Here is a 14,227-nt window from a genome sequence, read left to right on the forward strand (position 1 = left end):
CGTGATCAGTCCTCCCCCAGGATCTGCGGCACCTTGAAACGCTGCTGCTCCTGGGCAGGGGCGCCGGAGAGCGCCTGCTCGGGGGTGAGCGACGGACGGACCTCGTCCGCGCGCATGACGTTGGTCAGCGGCAGCGGGTGGGAGGTGGGCGGGACGTCTTGGTCGGCGACCTCGGCGACGCGGGCGACCGCGCCGATGATGTCGTCGAGCTGTCCGGCGAAGTGGTCGAGCTCTTCACCGGAAAGCTCCAGGCGCGCCAGCCGGGCGAGGTGGGCGACCTCCTCGCGCGTGATGCCAGGCATGCAGCGATCCTCAGGGGTGAGTGCGATGGTTTCGGCTCAATCCTATGGGGCGCGCCGGGGTGCCCGTGAAACGGTTTCCCGCCCGGGGGCGGCCCACCCCGGGACGCGGCGCCCGGCCGGGTCGCACGCGCGGGGGCACGGCGCCCGCCCCGGGGCGCACGCGCGGGGCGGGCCGGACACCTCCTGGGGAGCGGCCGGCACGGCACCTGGGGGGTGGCCGGAACCTCGCGCCGTCGCCCGGAGGGCGGCTCGCGGGGCTGTGCGGACACGACCTCTTCGCGGACACGACCCGGCTAGGTGACCGCCCGGCGCGGGGACGGCTGCTGCGGCGGGCGCTTCCCCGGCTGGAGGGACGGCCGGTGCCAGCCGCGCTCGCCCCGGGCCAGCAGCCATGCCGTGGTCTCCTGCGGCGGCATCGCGGCCGCGACCAGCCAGCCCTGCACCGCGTCGCAGCGCAGATCGCGCAGCCGCTCCCAGGTCTCGTCGTCCTCGACGCCCTCCGCGACGACCAGCAGGCCCAGCGAGTGGGCGAGGTCCACGGTGCAGCGGACGATCTCCGCGTCCTCCGCGTCCCGGGCGAGACGGGCCACGAAGGAGCGGTCGATCTTCAGCTCGCTGACCGGCAGCCGGCGCAGGTGGACGAGGGAGGAGTAGCCGGTGCCGAAGTCGTCGAGGGACATCTTCACGCCGTGGTCGGCGAGCCCGGCCAGGGTGTCCGCGGCCCGCTGCGGATCCTCCAGCAGGACATGCTCGGTGATCTCCAGCTGGAGGGCGCCCGGCGGGACGCCGTGCCGGGCCAGCCGGGCGGCGACGGCACCCGCGAAGCCGGGGGTGTGCACGTCCCGGGGGGAGACGTTGACGGCGACGGGGACGTAGAGGCCCTGCGCGCGCCAGCGGGCGACCTGGGCGAGGGCGGTCTCCAGGACGTACTCGGTCAGTTGGGGCATCAGCCCGGAGGACTCGGCGATGGCGATGAACTCGTCCGGGGGGACCCGGCCGCGCTCGGGGTGCACCCAGCGCACCAGGGCCTCCAGGCCGGAGACCTGGCCGTCGAAGCGGACCTTGGGCTGGTAGTGCAGTTCGACCTCGCCCGCGTCCAGGGCGCGGCGCAGGTCGCCGAGGAGGCCGAGCCGGTCGGGGGTGTTGCTGTCCCGCTTGGACTCGTACACCTCCACGCCGGTGCGGTCCCGCTTGGCCTGGTACATCGCGACGTCGGCCCGGCGGAGTAGCCCCTCCGCGTCCAGGGCGTGGTCGGGGAAGACGGCCAGGCCGGCGCTGGCCTCCAGGACGAGGGTGAGGCCGTCCAGGTCGAGCGGGGAGGAGAGTTCGGCGACGAGGTGGCGGGCGACGCGCTGGGCGCTGGTGGTGGAGTCGGCCGTGGGCAGCAGGACGGCGAACTCGTCGCCGCCGAGCCGGGCCGCCTCCGCGCCCCGGGGCAGGGCGAGGCGCAGCCGCTCGGCTATCTGGAGCAGCAGCCGGTCGCCGGCGAGGTGGCCGAGGGTGTCGTTCACGGACCGGAAGCGGTCCAGGTCGATCAGGACCAGGGCGGAGCGGGCGCCACTGCCCTCGGCGTCCTCCAGGGCGGTCCAGGTGCGCTCCAGCAGCCACTGCCGGTTCGGGAGCCCGGTGAGCGGGTCCTTGAGCTGCTCCTCGGCCCGGGCCCGGGCGATCCACAGGGTGGAGTCGAGGGCGATCAGCGGGACGGCGAACAGCGGCAGCAGCAGCGGGACGGCGACGGCGACCACGCAGATGAGCGGGGCGATCCCGACGAGGGCGAGGGCGAACAGCCCCTGCCGCAGCAGCGCGGTGCGGGCGACGGTGGGCAGCCCGCCGGCCTGGGGCGCGAGGACGTACCAGAGCAGCAGCCGGGTCACGGCGAGATACGCGGTGGCGGCGAGGACGACCTCGGGCACCGCCCCGACGCTCCAGGCGAGCGGGTCCCACGGCTCCTCGACGGTCGGGACCACGCCGAAGGCGGCGAGGACGAGGGCGGCCGCCCCGATGCCGAGGATGTCGACGGCGCCGTGCAGCAGGGCCTGGCGCCGCCTGCCCCGCCCGGCGGCCCCGGCGAGGGCGACCACGGAGAGGCTGATGAGCGAGGCGGGCACCCAGCCGTGGAGCAGCAGGGTGGCCAGGGCGAGGGCGGCTCCGGAGCCGGTGCCGCTCCACCAGCGGTCCCGGCCGAGGGCGACCAGGTGGCCGACGATGATCCCGGTGAGCAGCGCGAGGGAGAGTCCGGCCGCGCCGCCGGGGAACAGGGCCCCGCCGCCGCGGACGGTGAGGACGGCTCCGGCCGCCAGCAGCAGCCCGGCCGCCGCGACGACGGCCGCGGTGAGGCCGGGGACGGCACCCGCGAGGGCCGCGAGTGCACGCGGCCGCGAGACCGGGGCGGCGCTCTCGGTCGGTTCCATTCCCGTCCCTCTCACAGCCGGCGGTGCCGATGCCCTGGTACTGCCGGGTCGACCGCCCCCGGGCCGCTCGGCGGACCGGACGGCACCCGGTGACGACGTCCCATGTCGTGCCACCACGAACAAAATTCACGCCACACGGCCGCGCACGACAGGCGCACAGGTCAACACTAGGCCGCGGGACGCTCGAACGGGCAGCGCTCTACTGTCCTTGCCCGAATGCGACCCCGCCACCCTTGTTCATCTGATATGCACCGAACCGGTGACCTGTACTCGGCGTTCCCCGGCCTGACGACCCATCGCATTCCGGCCTCACGCGCCCCCTGTGAGCGCCCCCGCGCGCCCCCGGCACGAGCCGTGCCGGGGGCGCGGGGACCCGTCTCACGCCCCCTCGGCGGCCTCCGCAGGCTGCTCGGAGGCTTCCGCGCGCGCCTCCTCCGGCTCCTGGTTCACGGCCACCCCACGTGCCGCTTCCGGCCCTTGCTCCAGAAGGACCGCGAAGCCCGCCTCGTCCAGCACCGGGACCTTGAGCTGGATCGCCTTGTCGTACTTGGAGCCGGGGTTGTCGCCGACGACGACGAAGCTCGTCTTCTTGGACACGGAACCGGCCACTTTCGCTCCGCGGCTCTGGAGCGCCTCTTTTGCGCCATCTCTGGTGTGGTTCTCCAGCGTGCCGGTGACCACGACCGTGTGGCCCTCCAGGGGGCGGGGCCCCTCCTCGCCCGCCGGTGCCTCGTCCTCCATCCGTACGCCGGCCGCGCGCCACTTGCGCAGGATCTCCTGGTGCCAGTCCTCCGCGAACCACTGCTTGAGGGAGGCGGCGATGATGGCGCCCACGCCGTCGGTGGCCGCCAGCTCCTCCTCGCTCGCCTGCTCGATCCGCTCGATGGAGCGGAACTCGCGGGCGAGCGCCTGCGCGGCGACCGGGCCGACGTGCCGGATGGAGAGGCCGTTGATGATCCGGGCCAGCGGTCTGCTCTTGGCCGCCTCGATGTTGGCGAGCAGCTTCACGGCGTTCGCCTTCGGGGTGCCCTGCTTGGTGGCGAAGACCATCGCGGTCTTCTCCTCGCCCGTCTTCGGGTCCCGCTTGGGCAGGCCGCTGTCCTTGTCTACGACATACGCCCTGATGGGCAGCAACTGCTCCATGGTGAGGTCGAAGACGTCGCCCTCGTCCTTCAGCGGCGGCTCGGACGGCTCCAGCGGGCCGGTGAGCGCAGCTGCGACGACCTCGCCGAAGAACTCGATGTCCAGCGCCTCACGGCCCGCGAGATACGTGACCCGCTCCCGCAACTGGGCCGGGCAGGAGCGCGCGTTGGGGCACCGGAGGTCGATGTCCCCCTCCTTCATGGCCTTCAGGGGGGTGCCGCACTCGGGGCACTCGGCGGGCATCACGAACTCCCGCTCGCTGCCGTTACGCAGATCGACCACCGGGCCGAGGATCTCGGGGATGACGTCACCGGCCTTGCGCAGCACCACCGTGTCGCCGATGAGGACGCCCTTGGCCTTGACGACCTCCTGGTTGTGCAGAGTGGCGAACTCGACCTCGGAGCCCGCCACGGTGACCGGCTCCACCTGCGCGTACGGCGTGACCCGGCCCGTGCGGCCCACGCCCACCAGGATGTCGACCAGCTTGGTGTTGACCTCCTCCGGCGGGTACTTCCAGGCGATCGCCCAGCGCGGGGCGCGCGCGGTGGAGCCCAGCCGGCCCTGGAGCCGGATCTCGTCGAGCTTGACGACCACGCCGTCGATCTCGTGCTCCACCGCGTGGCGGTTCTCCCCGAAGTACGCGATGAACTCGCGGACCTCCTCCAGGGTGCTCACCACCTTGCTGCGCTCGGCGGTCGGCAGCCCCCACTCCCGCAGCAGCGCGTACGCCTCGGACAGCCGGTCGATGTCCAGACCCTCGCGGGCGCCGATGCCGTGCACCACCATGCGCAGCGGCAGGGTCGCCGTGACCCGCGGGTCCTTCTGGCGCAGCGAACCGGAGGCCGAGTTCCGGGGGTTGGCGTAGGGCTGCTCGCCGGCCGCGATCCGGCGCTCGTTCAGGGCGAGGAACTGGTCCATCGGGAAGTAGACCTCGCCGCGGATCTCCACCAGGTCGGGGACCCGGTCGCCGCTGAGGCGGTCCGGGATCTCGGCGATGGTGCGCACGTTCGGGGTGATGTCCTCGCCGACGCGCCCGTCGCCCCGGGTGGCGGCGCGGGTGAGGCGGCCCTTCTCATAGGTGAGGTTCACCGCGAGGCCGTCGACCTTGAGCTCGCACAGGAAGTGGTAGCCGGGCGCGCCCACGTCCCGGGCGACGCGCTCGGCCCAGGCAGCCAGTTCCTCGTCGTCGAAGGCGTTGTCCAGGGAGAGCATCCGCTCGCGGTGCTCGACCTTGGTCAGCTCCGTCTCGTAGTCCCCGGAGACCTTCTGGGTCGGGGAGTCCGGGGTGCGCAGCGCCGGATACTCCTCCTCCAGCGCCTCCAGCTCCCGCAGCAGCCGGTCGAACTCGGCGTCGCTGACGACCGGGGCATCCTTCACGTAGTACCGGAAGCGGTGCTCGTCGACCTGTTCGGCGAGGCGCGCGTGCCGCTCACGCGCCTCGGCGGGCAGCGCTGTCTCCCTGGCATGCAGTGCCGTGTCCCCGGCGCCGCCCTGCCCGGCGCCGCCCGCCTCGTCCCGCTCTTCGCCAGCCACCGTGTCGTCCTCCCGTTTCCCGTGCCCCGTCACTCTGGGTTGTCTGCGAGCGATCTCGCGGCCCGGACGCAGTGGACGAGCGCCGCGCGCGCGTACGCCGGCGAGGCGCCCGCGAGACCGCAGGAGGGCGTGAGGGTGACGGACTCGGCGAGAGTCCCCGGATTCAGCCCCAGCCTGCGCCACAGCGTCCTGACACCCATGACGCTACCGCCAGGGTCGGACAATGCCGTGTCCGTGGACGGCACCACGCCCGCGAGGAGCCGTGTGCCGCCCTCGACGGCCTCCCCGATCGCCTCCTCCTCACGCTCGGTGAGGAGCCCGAAATCGAACGACACTCCCGCGACCCCGGCCCGCCGCAGCAGCGCGAAGGGCACGTCCGGTGCGCAGGAGTGCACCACGACCGGGCCGTCGTGCACCGCGACCAGGTCCCGCAGCGCGCTCTCGGCGACCTGCCGGTCGACGGCGCGGTGGGTGCGGTAGCCGCTCGCCGTACGGACCCGGCCGCGCAGCACGGCGGTGAGCGAGGGCTCGTCGAGCTGGAGCACGATCCGGGCGCCGGGCACCCGGCGCCGGACGTCGGCGAGGTGCGCGCGCAGCCCCTCGGCGAGGGAGGCGGCGAGGTCCCGGCAGGCGCCCGGGTCGCCGAGGGCGGCCTCCCCGCCGCGCCGCTCCAGCGCGGCGGCGAGCGTCCACGGGCCGACGGCCTGCACCTTCAGCGGGCCCTCGTACCCCTGGGTGAACTCCTCCAGCGCGTCCAGGTCCTCGCCGAGCCAGGAGTGCGCGCGGCGGGTGTCGCGGCCGGGGCGGTCGCTGACCCGCCAGCCGCTGGGCTCGACGTGCGCGTACAGGTCGACCAGCAGCCCGAGGGTCCGGCCGACCATGTCGGCGCCGGGGCCGCGGGCGGGCAGCTCGGCCAGGTACGGGAAGTCCTCGAAGGACCCGGTGACGGTCTTCGCGCTCTCGCGGGCGTCGCCTCCGGGCATGGATCCGACCCCGGTGGCGGGTGACCAGGCAAAGGTGTTCGTGTCGCTCACGCCGGAAGCGTACGCGGGGCGGGCGGAGCGCGGCTCGACCGGCCGGGGCGGGGGCGGGCCGGGGGCGGGCCCCTTGGACGGGCGGGCGGGTCCGGGGCGGTCGGGGGCGGGCCCGGGCCCCGGGCGGCCTGGGTTGGTCGGGGGCCGGGGGTGGCCTGGGTTAATCGAGGGCCCGGGCCCGGGTCAGGTCAACGGCCGGGGCCTCCCCGTCCTACCTCCCGGGACGGACCGTCAGGTCGTTGATCTCCGCGTCGCGCGGCAGGTCGATCGCGGTCAGGATCGCCGTCGCGACCGACTCCGGATCGATCCAGCGGGCCGGGTCGTACTCCTTGCCCTCCTGGGAGTGCACCTTGGCCTGCATCGGGCTCGCGGTGCGCCCCGGGTACACCGAGGTGACCCGGACGCCCGCCGCGTGCTCCTCGTTCCGCAGCGAGTCCGCGAGCGCCTTGAGGCCGTGCTTGGACGCTGCGTACGCGCCCCACTCCGCGTGCGCGGTGAGCCCGGCGCCGGAGTTCACGAACACCACGTGCCCCTTGGCGGCCCGCAGTTGGGGCAGGAAGAGCCGGGTCAGCTCGGCGGGCGCGATCAGGTTCACCTTGAGCTGGTGATGCCAGGTCTTGGTGGTCAGCTCGCCGATCCGGCCGAGGTCGACCACGCCCGCGACGTGCAGCAGCGAGTCGATACGGTCGGGGACGGTCTGGTGACCGAGCGCCCAGGAGACGCGGTCCGGCTCGGCGAGGTCGGCGACGAGGGTTCCGGCGCCGGGGAATGCTTCCGCGAGTTCCCGGGCGCGGCCCGCGTCCCGGGCCACGAGGACGAGCTCGTCCCCGCGGTCGTGCAGCCGCCGCGCGACGGCCGCGCCGATGCCGGAGCCCGCGCCGGTGATCAGATGGGTAGCCATGCGGCCATCGTCGCACTCCGGGCAGGGCCCGCCCGACCGGTGCTCCCGTCTCTCCCTCTGCTCAGCGGATGCCGGCGGTCTCCTCCAGGTACGCGAGGGCCCCGGCGCCGTCCTCCGCGAAGAAGACCAGCTCGGTGAGCGGCACCGGCAGGAAGCCCTCCTCCTCCATGCGCCGGAACTGCTGCTTGAGTCCGTCGTAGAACCCGGCGGTGTTCAGCAGCACCACGGGCTTGTCGGTGTGCCCGTGCTTCTTCAGCTCCAGGATCTCCGTCGCCTCGTCCAGGGTCCCGGTGCCGCCGACCATGATCACGACGGCGTCCGACTTGGCGAGCAGCAGCGCCTTGCGTTCGGCGAGGTCCCTCGCGACGTGCATCTCGTCGGCGTTCTCGCGGGCGAGGGTGTGCAGGAACTCCACGGAGACACCGACGAGCCGCCCGCCGGCCTCCTGCACCCCGTCGGCGACGACCTTCATCAGACCGCTCTCCGAGCCGCCCCACACCAGGGTGTGGCCGCCCTTGCCGAGGAGCCGGGCGAACTCACGGGCCGGGGTGGTGTAGCGCTCGTCGAGTTCGGCGGCGGAGAGGAAGACGCAGATGTTCATGGGCTCACGGTAGACCCGCCGGGCAGGCGGCCCGTGCGGGGACGGGTTTCCCGGCGCGGATCGATGAGTTCCGCGGGCCGGTCCGGTCACCCCTGCCATGGACGTCACGAGCACCACCCCGGTCAGGACCGTCTCCCGGGACGGCACGCCGCTCTCCTGCGAACGGCGCGGCCGGGGCCCGGCGTTGGTCCTGGTCGGCGGCGCCCTGTGCACGGCGGCCTCGGACGCCCCGCTGGCGGAGCTGCTGTCGGACGCCTTCACGGTGTTCACCTACGACCGGCGCGGCCGGGGCGGCAGCGGTGACACCGCGCCGTACGCCGTGGAGCGGGAGATCGAGGACCTCGCCGCCGTGATCGCGGCGACGGGGTGCGGCGAGGCGCGGGTGCACGGCACGGCCTCGGGGGCGGCGCTGGCCCTGCGCGCGGCGGCGGCCGGGGTCCCGGTCGCACGCCTGTCCCTCTACGAGCCGCCGTACGCCACGTCCCCGGCCGCGGCAGCGGCCCACCGCGGGCTCGCCGCCCGCCTGGCGTCCCTGCTCGCCGGGGGCCACCGGGACGAGGCACTGGCCGCGTACCTGCGGGCGGCGGGCATGCCGGACGAAGCCCTGTACGGGCTGCGGCAGTTGCCCGTCTGGCAGGACATGGCGGAGCTGGCACCCACCCTGGCGTACGACTGCGCCGTCCTCGGCGACGGCACGCTCCCGGCCTGCCTGCCGGCCTCCGTCAGCTGCCGCGTCCTGGTCGTCGACGGCGGCGCCGGCCCGGACCCCCGCCGCGACCCCACCCGCACCCTCGCCACCACCCTCCCCCGCGCCCGCCACCGCACCCTGACGGGTCAGACGCACGAGGTGGCGCCGCATGTGCTGGCACCGGTGCTGGCGGAGTTCTTCTGACGCCGACTGCCGCCACCGCGACCCCGAGACAAGCACCGAGCGCCACCCGCACGACTCCTCGCGCCGGCGTACCTGCCCGCCGGGAGGAGCGAACCACCGGACGACTGCCCGTCATGCCGCGCAACCCAGATCCCGTTTCACGCTCGGCACGAAGTCCGACACGAACGCCGTAACGTCCTTGACGCGCTGATCCGGATCAGCGACATGGTCGATGTAGAAAAAGAAGCGGAAGGCGAGCCAACGATAGTCCCCGCCACACTGCGCGGAGGCCAGCGCTCTTTCGCTCCCCACCAGGGCCTTCTGCGCACCGGGGACTCCCACAATCATCCCGCGGTCGAACTTGGACGGCTCCCAGTCTTCCGGCGCAAATGGACCGCCAGACTCCGCGATCTCCACGCTCATCACCGTCTTCCGGTCAACCCGCAGATCGCAGACGCCGATGGTACTGGAAGTCTCGTACAGGCCGGAATCAACGCGTTCCCCATCAGGGAGAATCGGCGAAACGACATCCTCGCCGACCGGAAACTCACAGACCTGCTTCGGAATCGCATACTCGCGTCCACCGGATGAACACCCGGACACCGCGAGACCAAGCCCGACCAAGATCGCCGCAATACCCGGCATGCGCCTGAAACCTGTCATGACTCCTGCTTCCCGGACTCACCATCGAAGGCCGAATTACCTGCGTTCGCAGCCTCCTCGATACGTTCATAAACTCCCTGACCGCCGGTGTACCCGACCTTGTCGCTTGCCCATTCGGAATTGACAAGGTACCACTGGTCAGCCAAAGAGTTCAGATGACCCTTCCGCTGCTCATAGGTCGCCTTACTGTCATCCACGAGCTTTTCCTGAAGCCGATTGTTCTCATTGGCGATCCAGTCAGAGGTGACCATGTCGGCACCTCGCTGAGCAATATCACCGACCACAGGAATGAAGTTCAGAACCGCACCCGAAGAGTGGTAGCTCCACGCCTTTTCCCACGAAAGGTCGGGAAGGTCGCCCTGAAGGGCGTTGTATCGGGCCTCTTCCATGAAGCCGACAGTCCTGCCCGCCGACGAAAGGGTGTCCTCCGGACTCCTTCCCGCTTCACGGAAGGATTCCACGATCGAATAGTTCATACCGGCGTTCAGGATGTCGTACGAGTCACGGCTCCGCGATATCTGCTTCGTGAGCTCCATGAGCTGATCGCGGTCCATGTCCGAGCGGACACCGGGGGTGTCGCTCATTGCGATGTGTACTTCCTTGCCGTGATTGACAAAGATCTTCGCCATGTCGTCACGCAGTGACGAATGCATGTCGTCGCCCTGCTTCGACAGATACTCCAGGCTGTACTCGAAGACCCGGTTGTTCGATTCGCTGTGACCGGTGGGCCGCGGCTGGCCGCCCGCCGGATCGACGCCCGTCGCCGCGGCCGTGAGGGCTGCGCCCAGGCCCGCGCGGGTGTCCGCGTCCTCCTGGTCGGGGCCCGAGGTCTCGACCTTGCGGTACTCCCTCGTGTCGACGACGTCCCAGTCGCGGGAGCCGTCGCCCTGGCCGAGCAGGTAGTGGTAGCGCTCCTTGCCCTCGGTCGTACCGGGGTCCAGGTACGCGGCGGCCCCGGCCGGCTCGCGGCTCATCACGCCCAGGGCGCCGTCGACCGGGTCGTTGGCGAACCAGCCGTCCTTCTTGCCGCTGAACTCGCCCCGCAGGTCCCAGATGTCCGGGTCCTTCTTCTCCGTCGCGATCATGTTGTCGGTCACGTCGGCGACGAAGGGCGCGGAGAAGCCCTCCCCCTGCTGCATCAGTGTGGCCAGGCTCTGATAGCCACGGACCTCCTGATCGCTGCCGTGACCGATCTGGACCTTCTCGCCCGCGACCTTGAGGTCGTACTTGTCGTCGCCGTACTTGTGGAACTCGTCGACCCAGTGGGTGTAGTAGCGCCCGTCCGAGGTCTTCTTCCACTCCTCGAACTGCTTCTTGTACTCCGCCGAGCCGTAGTCGAGCTTCGGCCGGTTGCCGTCGGCGTTCCTCGGCCCGTAGAAATCGGGCACCTTGGTGGCCGTGGCGAGAGAGGTGGCCAGACCGCTGTTGATGTTCAGGTAGGACCGCTTGTCCTTGGTGTCGTCGAAGTAGGCGAGGTCGTTGACCTTGTTGGAGAGCTTCAACGTGTCCTCGGCGCCCAGGGAGTTCAGCAACGTGCGGCTGAACGCCTCGTCGTGCGCGTTGTCGCGCATCAGGCGCTCGTACTCGGCCAGATCCGCGGGCTTCTCCCCCGCGAGAATCTGGTCGGCGTACTTCTTCGCCTCCCGCGCCTCGACCACCTCGATGTCTCCGACGGCCTCGCCGTTGAATCCCGGCCCTCCGTAGGGATCGAAGTCGAGGATGCGCTCGAAGAAGCCCTTGATCCCGGCGGCGTCGTGGAGGGCGAGCTTCACTCCCTGGTCGGCGTCGTCGACGGCCCGGACGGCAGCGGCGATGCTTCGCGTCCAACGTCCCTCCTCGGCCTTCGCCTTCGCCACGATGTCGTCGTAGTCGGGGTCGTTGGGGTGATTGGCGATCGCTTCGAAGTCGTAGTGCGCTCTGCCCTGGGCGTCGACGGTGAACCCGGCCTTCTTCGCCTGCTCCGCGAGGTCCTTGACGTCGCCGATCAGCCTGGTGAACTGCCCGTGTGCGTCACGGAGAAGGTCTGCGAAGGCGCGGGCCTCGGTCTGACCGGCGGCGAACTGCTTGCTGGTGGCCGTGAACTGGCCCTTCGCCGCGCCCGCGCTCGCGCCGACCCACTCCCCGCCCGTCGCGACCCGCAGCACCGAACGGTCGTAGGCCTCCTGCAGCTCGTCGAAGCCGTCGGCCGTCTCGTCCCAGTCCTTGGCCGCAGTGGTGAGCTTGGCCAGGTTGACGGTGACCACATCCTGGTAGGTGAGCATGTGTTCCCCGCCTCCTATGCGTCGCGCCGCGGGTCGGGCTGCAGGTTGGAGGACCGTTTCACGTCTCCGCCCACGCCGTGGTCGACGTACTGGAACTCGCGCTTGGCCTGGCCCAGCGATGCCTGGTCACGGGCGAGACGCGCCTGCATGCTCTTCACCTGCTGCGCCCACTGCTCGTGGGCGTCCTTGAGGCCGGAACCCGTGTCCCAGCCGCTGAACTCCCGCTCGGCCGCGTTCGTGGACTCGTCGGCATGCCCGCCGGCCCGGCCCAGCCCCGGACGGATGTGCTCCTCCAGGAAGCCGATGGCACCGCGCTTTCCTTGCGCGTACGTCCTGAGGTCGGCCGCCCCGTCGGCACCACCGGTACCACCGGTACTACCGGCACCGCCCGTGCCGTTCAGCTGCATTCCGTCCGCACGACGCGACGCGACCTCGGACTTGATCTGCTCCCACTCATCCCATGCCATCGTTGCCCCCGTGGCGTCAGCGACTTCGGCCCGTTCCCGCGGGCACGCGTTCGAGCCCACGCCCCGAGACCCTACGTCGGGCACCGACGAGAGCGGTGACCGGGTGGATGGGTGACGGACTCTCCCGCTTTCGCTCCGGATCTCCCGACACCGCCGGAATTCCCGCTGGCGGCCCGGGAGCCCGGCGTGCCAGGATCGGCGCGTGAGCTACCGAATCGAGTCCCGCCGCACCCGGTGAGCTCCGAGGACGAGCGCACCGCGCTCCACGACCTCCCCCTGTACGCGTACGCGTTGCACCTCTCCCGCCTCGGAGGCGACGCCCCCGTCGGACCGCGGCTCCCCGGTCCCGCGAGCGCATCTCGGCCCCGGCGCACCGGGCGCGAGTCCGTCGCCGTGGCGCGGCGGATCGTCGAGTCAGCGGCCTCCGCCCCGGACACCGCACGGGCCGCCGAGGACCTGCCGCGCCGTATGCGCGAGGAAGACCTGATGCACCCCCATCTCCTGCGCGCGGCACGGGAGTCCACCCTCACCGACGACACGAGGGCCCGCGCCCTCGCCCGTCGGCTCACCCGCATTGGCACGACCTGGCACGCCGTGTTCACGGGCATCGCCCTGCTCGACCGCCTCGGGGACGCCGAGGACGTGCCGTATCTCCGTGCACTGGCCGCGCTGCCCGATCTCACCCATGCCGCCGTCACGACGCTGGACACCCTGGATCACGTCGCCGCCTCCGCCGTCTGGCTCGAACGCCACTGCCGCGAGGACGACCACGCCCTGCGCACCCTCAGCGAGTACCTCGCGGCGGAGGACAGGGCGGCGGTGCTCGACTGGCTGCGGACGGACGTACCGGACCGCGGGGTCGACGCGGAGGCCGCCCGGCGGATCGCCGAGGCGACGCGGCTGGCCGACGCCGTGCGCGCGCACCCGTGCGATCCGGCCCTGTCGGCCGGGGCCGCGCGCTTGCTGGTCCTGATGACCAGCCGGCGGCACTACGTCCCGGAGCTCCTGCACTACCGGGACGCCGTTGCCGTCCAGGAGGCCGTGGTCCGGGGCGCGGTGGCGATGACGCCGTCGTTGGACAACTGGGCGGTGCTCCTGACTCTGGCCCAGGATCTGCGGAGCGGGCCCGGTGTGCTGCTGGACCGGTCGGCCGGGCAGCGTGCGCACCTGCTCGCCACACTGGGCACCCTGCTCGCCACGCCCCGCTGGCAGGCGTCCCTGACCGGCCCCGGTCCGGACGACGCGGCCGGACGCCAACGGCTCGACTGGGCCCGCCGGACCGCCCGGATGCCGTTCGCGCCGGTACCGGAGACGGTCCCGCTGCGGATCGAGGTCGCGGTGCACGATCCGGCCCGTCGCGAGGTCGTGGAGACCCGGTTGCTGGTCGGCGGACGTCCGCTGGTGGACGAGGCGTTCGGCCGGGGGCCCGGACGCCCGCCCGAGGACCTCCTCGGCACGGGCGCGCTGCGCGCCACGGCCACGGGTCACGAGGTTCGACTGGCGGAGGCGTACTGCACGGAGGGGTGCTGCGGCGCGCTGTACACGACGATCCGCCGGGAGGGCGAGGAGGTGGTGTGGGACGGCTGGCGCGTCCCGCACAAGGGGGCGCCCCCGCCCGCGTACCGCTTCGAGGCGGCCGCCTACGACGCCGAGGTCGCGCGGGCCGAGACGGATCACGCCCGGTCCCGTGCGGCGCGGTAGCCCGTCGGCCCCACGGGCCACATCACCCCCGAATCCCTGGCCAGAGGCTCAGTTCGGGCCCGGGACCATCGACTACACGGACATTCTGGAGTCCGCGGTCGCGCGGCACGGCAGCGGTCCGGAGGACGCGGTGACCGTCTCGCTCGCCTCCGGCCCGCCGGAGCTCGCCCTGTTCGACGGCGGCCCGGAGCAGGCCGCCTACACCGTCACCGCCGACGGCACGGGCACCGCCTTCTGCCTCCACGTCTACGCCCTGAAGCGCAAGATGGCGATGGGCTACGACTCCGTGTCCATCAGCGTCGGCGACAAGGAGTGCCCCGAGTTCTGACGGGTGTCCCG

The 14,227-nt window shown here is 72.2% G+C and carries 12 protein-coding genes; 3 read left to right on the forward strand and 9 right to left on the reverse strand.

What is annotated here, in order from left to right:
* Positions 1-5 precede the first annotated feature (5 nt).
* The 6 genes from gatC to C593_RS0100220 all read right to left on the reverse strand — a co-directional run bounded on the left by gatC (position 6) and on the right by C593_RS0100220 (position 7,925).
* Positions 6-302 (reverse strand): Asp-tRNA(Asn)/Glu-tRNA(Gln) amidotransferase subunit GatC, encoded by a 297-nt coding sequence (gene gatC, locus C593_RS0100195; RefSeq protein ID WP_018845281.1) that lies wholly within the window; start codon positions 300-302, stop codon positions 6-8.
* Between the two features lie 293 nt (positions 303-595).
* On the reverse strand, positions 596-2,713 hold the full coding sequence (locus C593_RS0100200) for a bifunctional diguanylate cyclase/phosphodiesterase (RefSeq protein WP_018845282.1): 2,118 nt from the start codon (positions 2,711-2,713) through the stop codon (positions 596-598).
* Between the two features lie 378 nt (positions 2,714-3,091).
* Complete coding sequence (gene ligA / locus C593_RS0100205) at positions 3,092-5,326, reverse strand: NAD-dependent DNA ligase LigA (protein ID WP_037744423.1); 2,235 nt, start codon at positions 5,324-5,326, stop codon at positions 3,092-3,094.
* A gap of 92 nt (positions 5,327-5,418) precedes the next feature.
* Positions 5,419-6,423 (reverse strand): methionine synthase, encoded by a 1,005-nt coding sequence (locus tag C593_RS0100210; protein ID WP_026277214.1) that lies wholly within the window; start codon positions 6,421-6,423, stop codon positions 5,419-5,421.
* 211 nt (positions 6,424-6,634) lie between these two features.
* The gene (locus C593_RS0100215; RefSeq protein WP_018845285.1) at positions 6,635-7,324 is read right to left on the reverse strand and encodes an SDR family oxidoreductase; all 690 of its coding nucleotides are present in this window, start codon (positions 7,322-7,324) and stop codon (positions 6,635-6,637) included.
* A gap of 61 nt (positions 7,325-7,385) precedes the next feature.
* Complete coding sequence (locus C593_RS0100220) at positions 7,386-7,925, reverse strand: LOG family protein (RefSeq protein WP_018845286.1); 540 nt, start codon at positions 7,923-7,925, stop codon at positions 7,386-7,388.
* Positions 7,926-8,022: 97 nt separating this feature from the next.
* On the opposite strand from C593_RS0100220, the gene C593_RS0100225 reads away from it, so the two are divergent.
* Positions 8,023-8,817, forward strand: a complete 795-nt coding sequence (locus tag C593_RS0100225) for an alpha/beta fold hydrolase (protein WP_018845287.1) — start codon at positions 8,023-8,025, stop codon at positions 8,815-8,817.
* A 111-nt stretch (positions 8,818-8,928) separates the two neighbouring features.
* On the opposite strand, the gene C593_RS0100230 is transcribed toward C593_RS0100225, so the two are convergent.
* From C593_RS0100230 to C593_RS0100240, 3 genes are read right to left on the reverse strand one after another with little or no spacing between them, the layout of a single operon-like run.
* Positions 8,929-9,459, reverse strand: coding sequence for a hypothetical protein (locus C593_RS0100230; RefSeq protein ID WP_158686782.1), 531 nt, complete (start codon positions 9,457-9,459; stop codon positions 8,929-8,931).
* A complete protein-coding gene (locus C593_RS0100235; RefSeq protein ID WP_018845289.1) occupies positions 9,456-11,720 on the reverse strand; it encodes a hypothetical protein in 2,265 nt (754 codons plus the stop codon). Before C593_RS0100235 ends, C593_RS0100230 begins: the two co-directional genes overlap by 4 nt.
* A 14-nt stretch (positions 11,721-11,734) precedes the next feature.
* On the reverse strand, positions 11,735-12,187 hold the full coding sequence (locus C593_RS0100240) for a hypothetical protein (protein WP_018845290.1): 453 nt from the start codon (positions 12,185-12,187) through the stop codon (positions 11,735-11,737).
* 234 nt (positions 12,188-12,421) lie between these two features.
* Here C593_RS0100240 and C593_RS28505 point away from each other — a divergent pair, with 234 nt between their 5' ends.
* Positions 12,422-13,888 carry a hypothetical protein gene (locus tag C593_RS28505; protein WP_018845291.1) on the forward strand — a complete coding sequence of 489 codons (1,467 nt, stop codon included), beginning with the start codon at positions 12,422-12,424 and terminating at the stop codon, positions 13,886-13,888.
* A gap of 130 nt (positions 13,889-14,018) precedes the next feature.
* The gene (locus C593_RS28510) at positions 14,019-14,216 is read left to right on the forward strand and encodes a hypothetical protein (RefSeq protein WP_018845292.1); all 198 of its coding nucleotides are present in this window, start codon (positions 14,019-14,021) and stop codon (positions 14,214-14,216) included.
* Positions 14,217-14,227: the final 11 nt, after the last annotated feature.

This window comes from Streptomyces sp. CNT372, from assembly GCF_000377145.1.

Coding starts and splice junctions, on each gene's coding strand:
- C593_RS0100225 (WP_018845287.1), top strand. CDS start 8,023: ATGGACGTCACGAGCACCACCCCGGTCAGGACCGTCTCCCGGGACGGC.
- C593_RS0100215 (WP_018845285.1), bottom strand. CDS start 7,324: ATGGCTACCCATCTGATCACCGGCGCGGGCTCCGGCATCGGCGCGGCC.
- C593_RS0100220 (WP_018845286.1), bottom strand. CDS start 7,925: ATGAACATCTGCGTCTTCCTCTCCGCCGCCGAACTCGACGAGCGCTAC.
- C593_RS0100230 (WP_158686782.1), bottom strand. CDS start 9,459: ATGACAGGTTTCAGGCGCATGCCGGGTATTGCGGCGATCTTGGTCGGG.
- C593_RS0100200 (WP_018845282.1), bottom strand. CDS start 2,713: ATGGAACCGACCGAGAGCGCCGCCCCGGTCTCGCGGCCGCGTGCACTC.
- C593_RS0100235 (WP_018845289.1), bottom strand. CDS start 11,720: ATGCTCACCTACCAGGATGTGGTCACCGTCAACCTGGCCAAGCTCACC.
- C593_RS0100240 (WP_018845290.1), bottom strand. CDS start 12,187: ATGGCATGGGATGAGTGGGAGCAGATCAAGTCCGAGGTCGCGTCGCGT.
- gatC (WP_018845281.1), bottom strand. CDS start 302: ATGCCTGGCATCACGCGCGAGGAGGTCGCCCACCTCGCCCGGCTGGCG.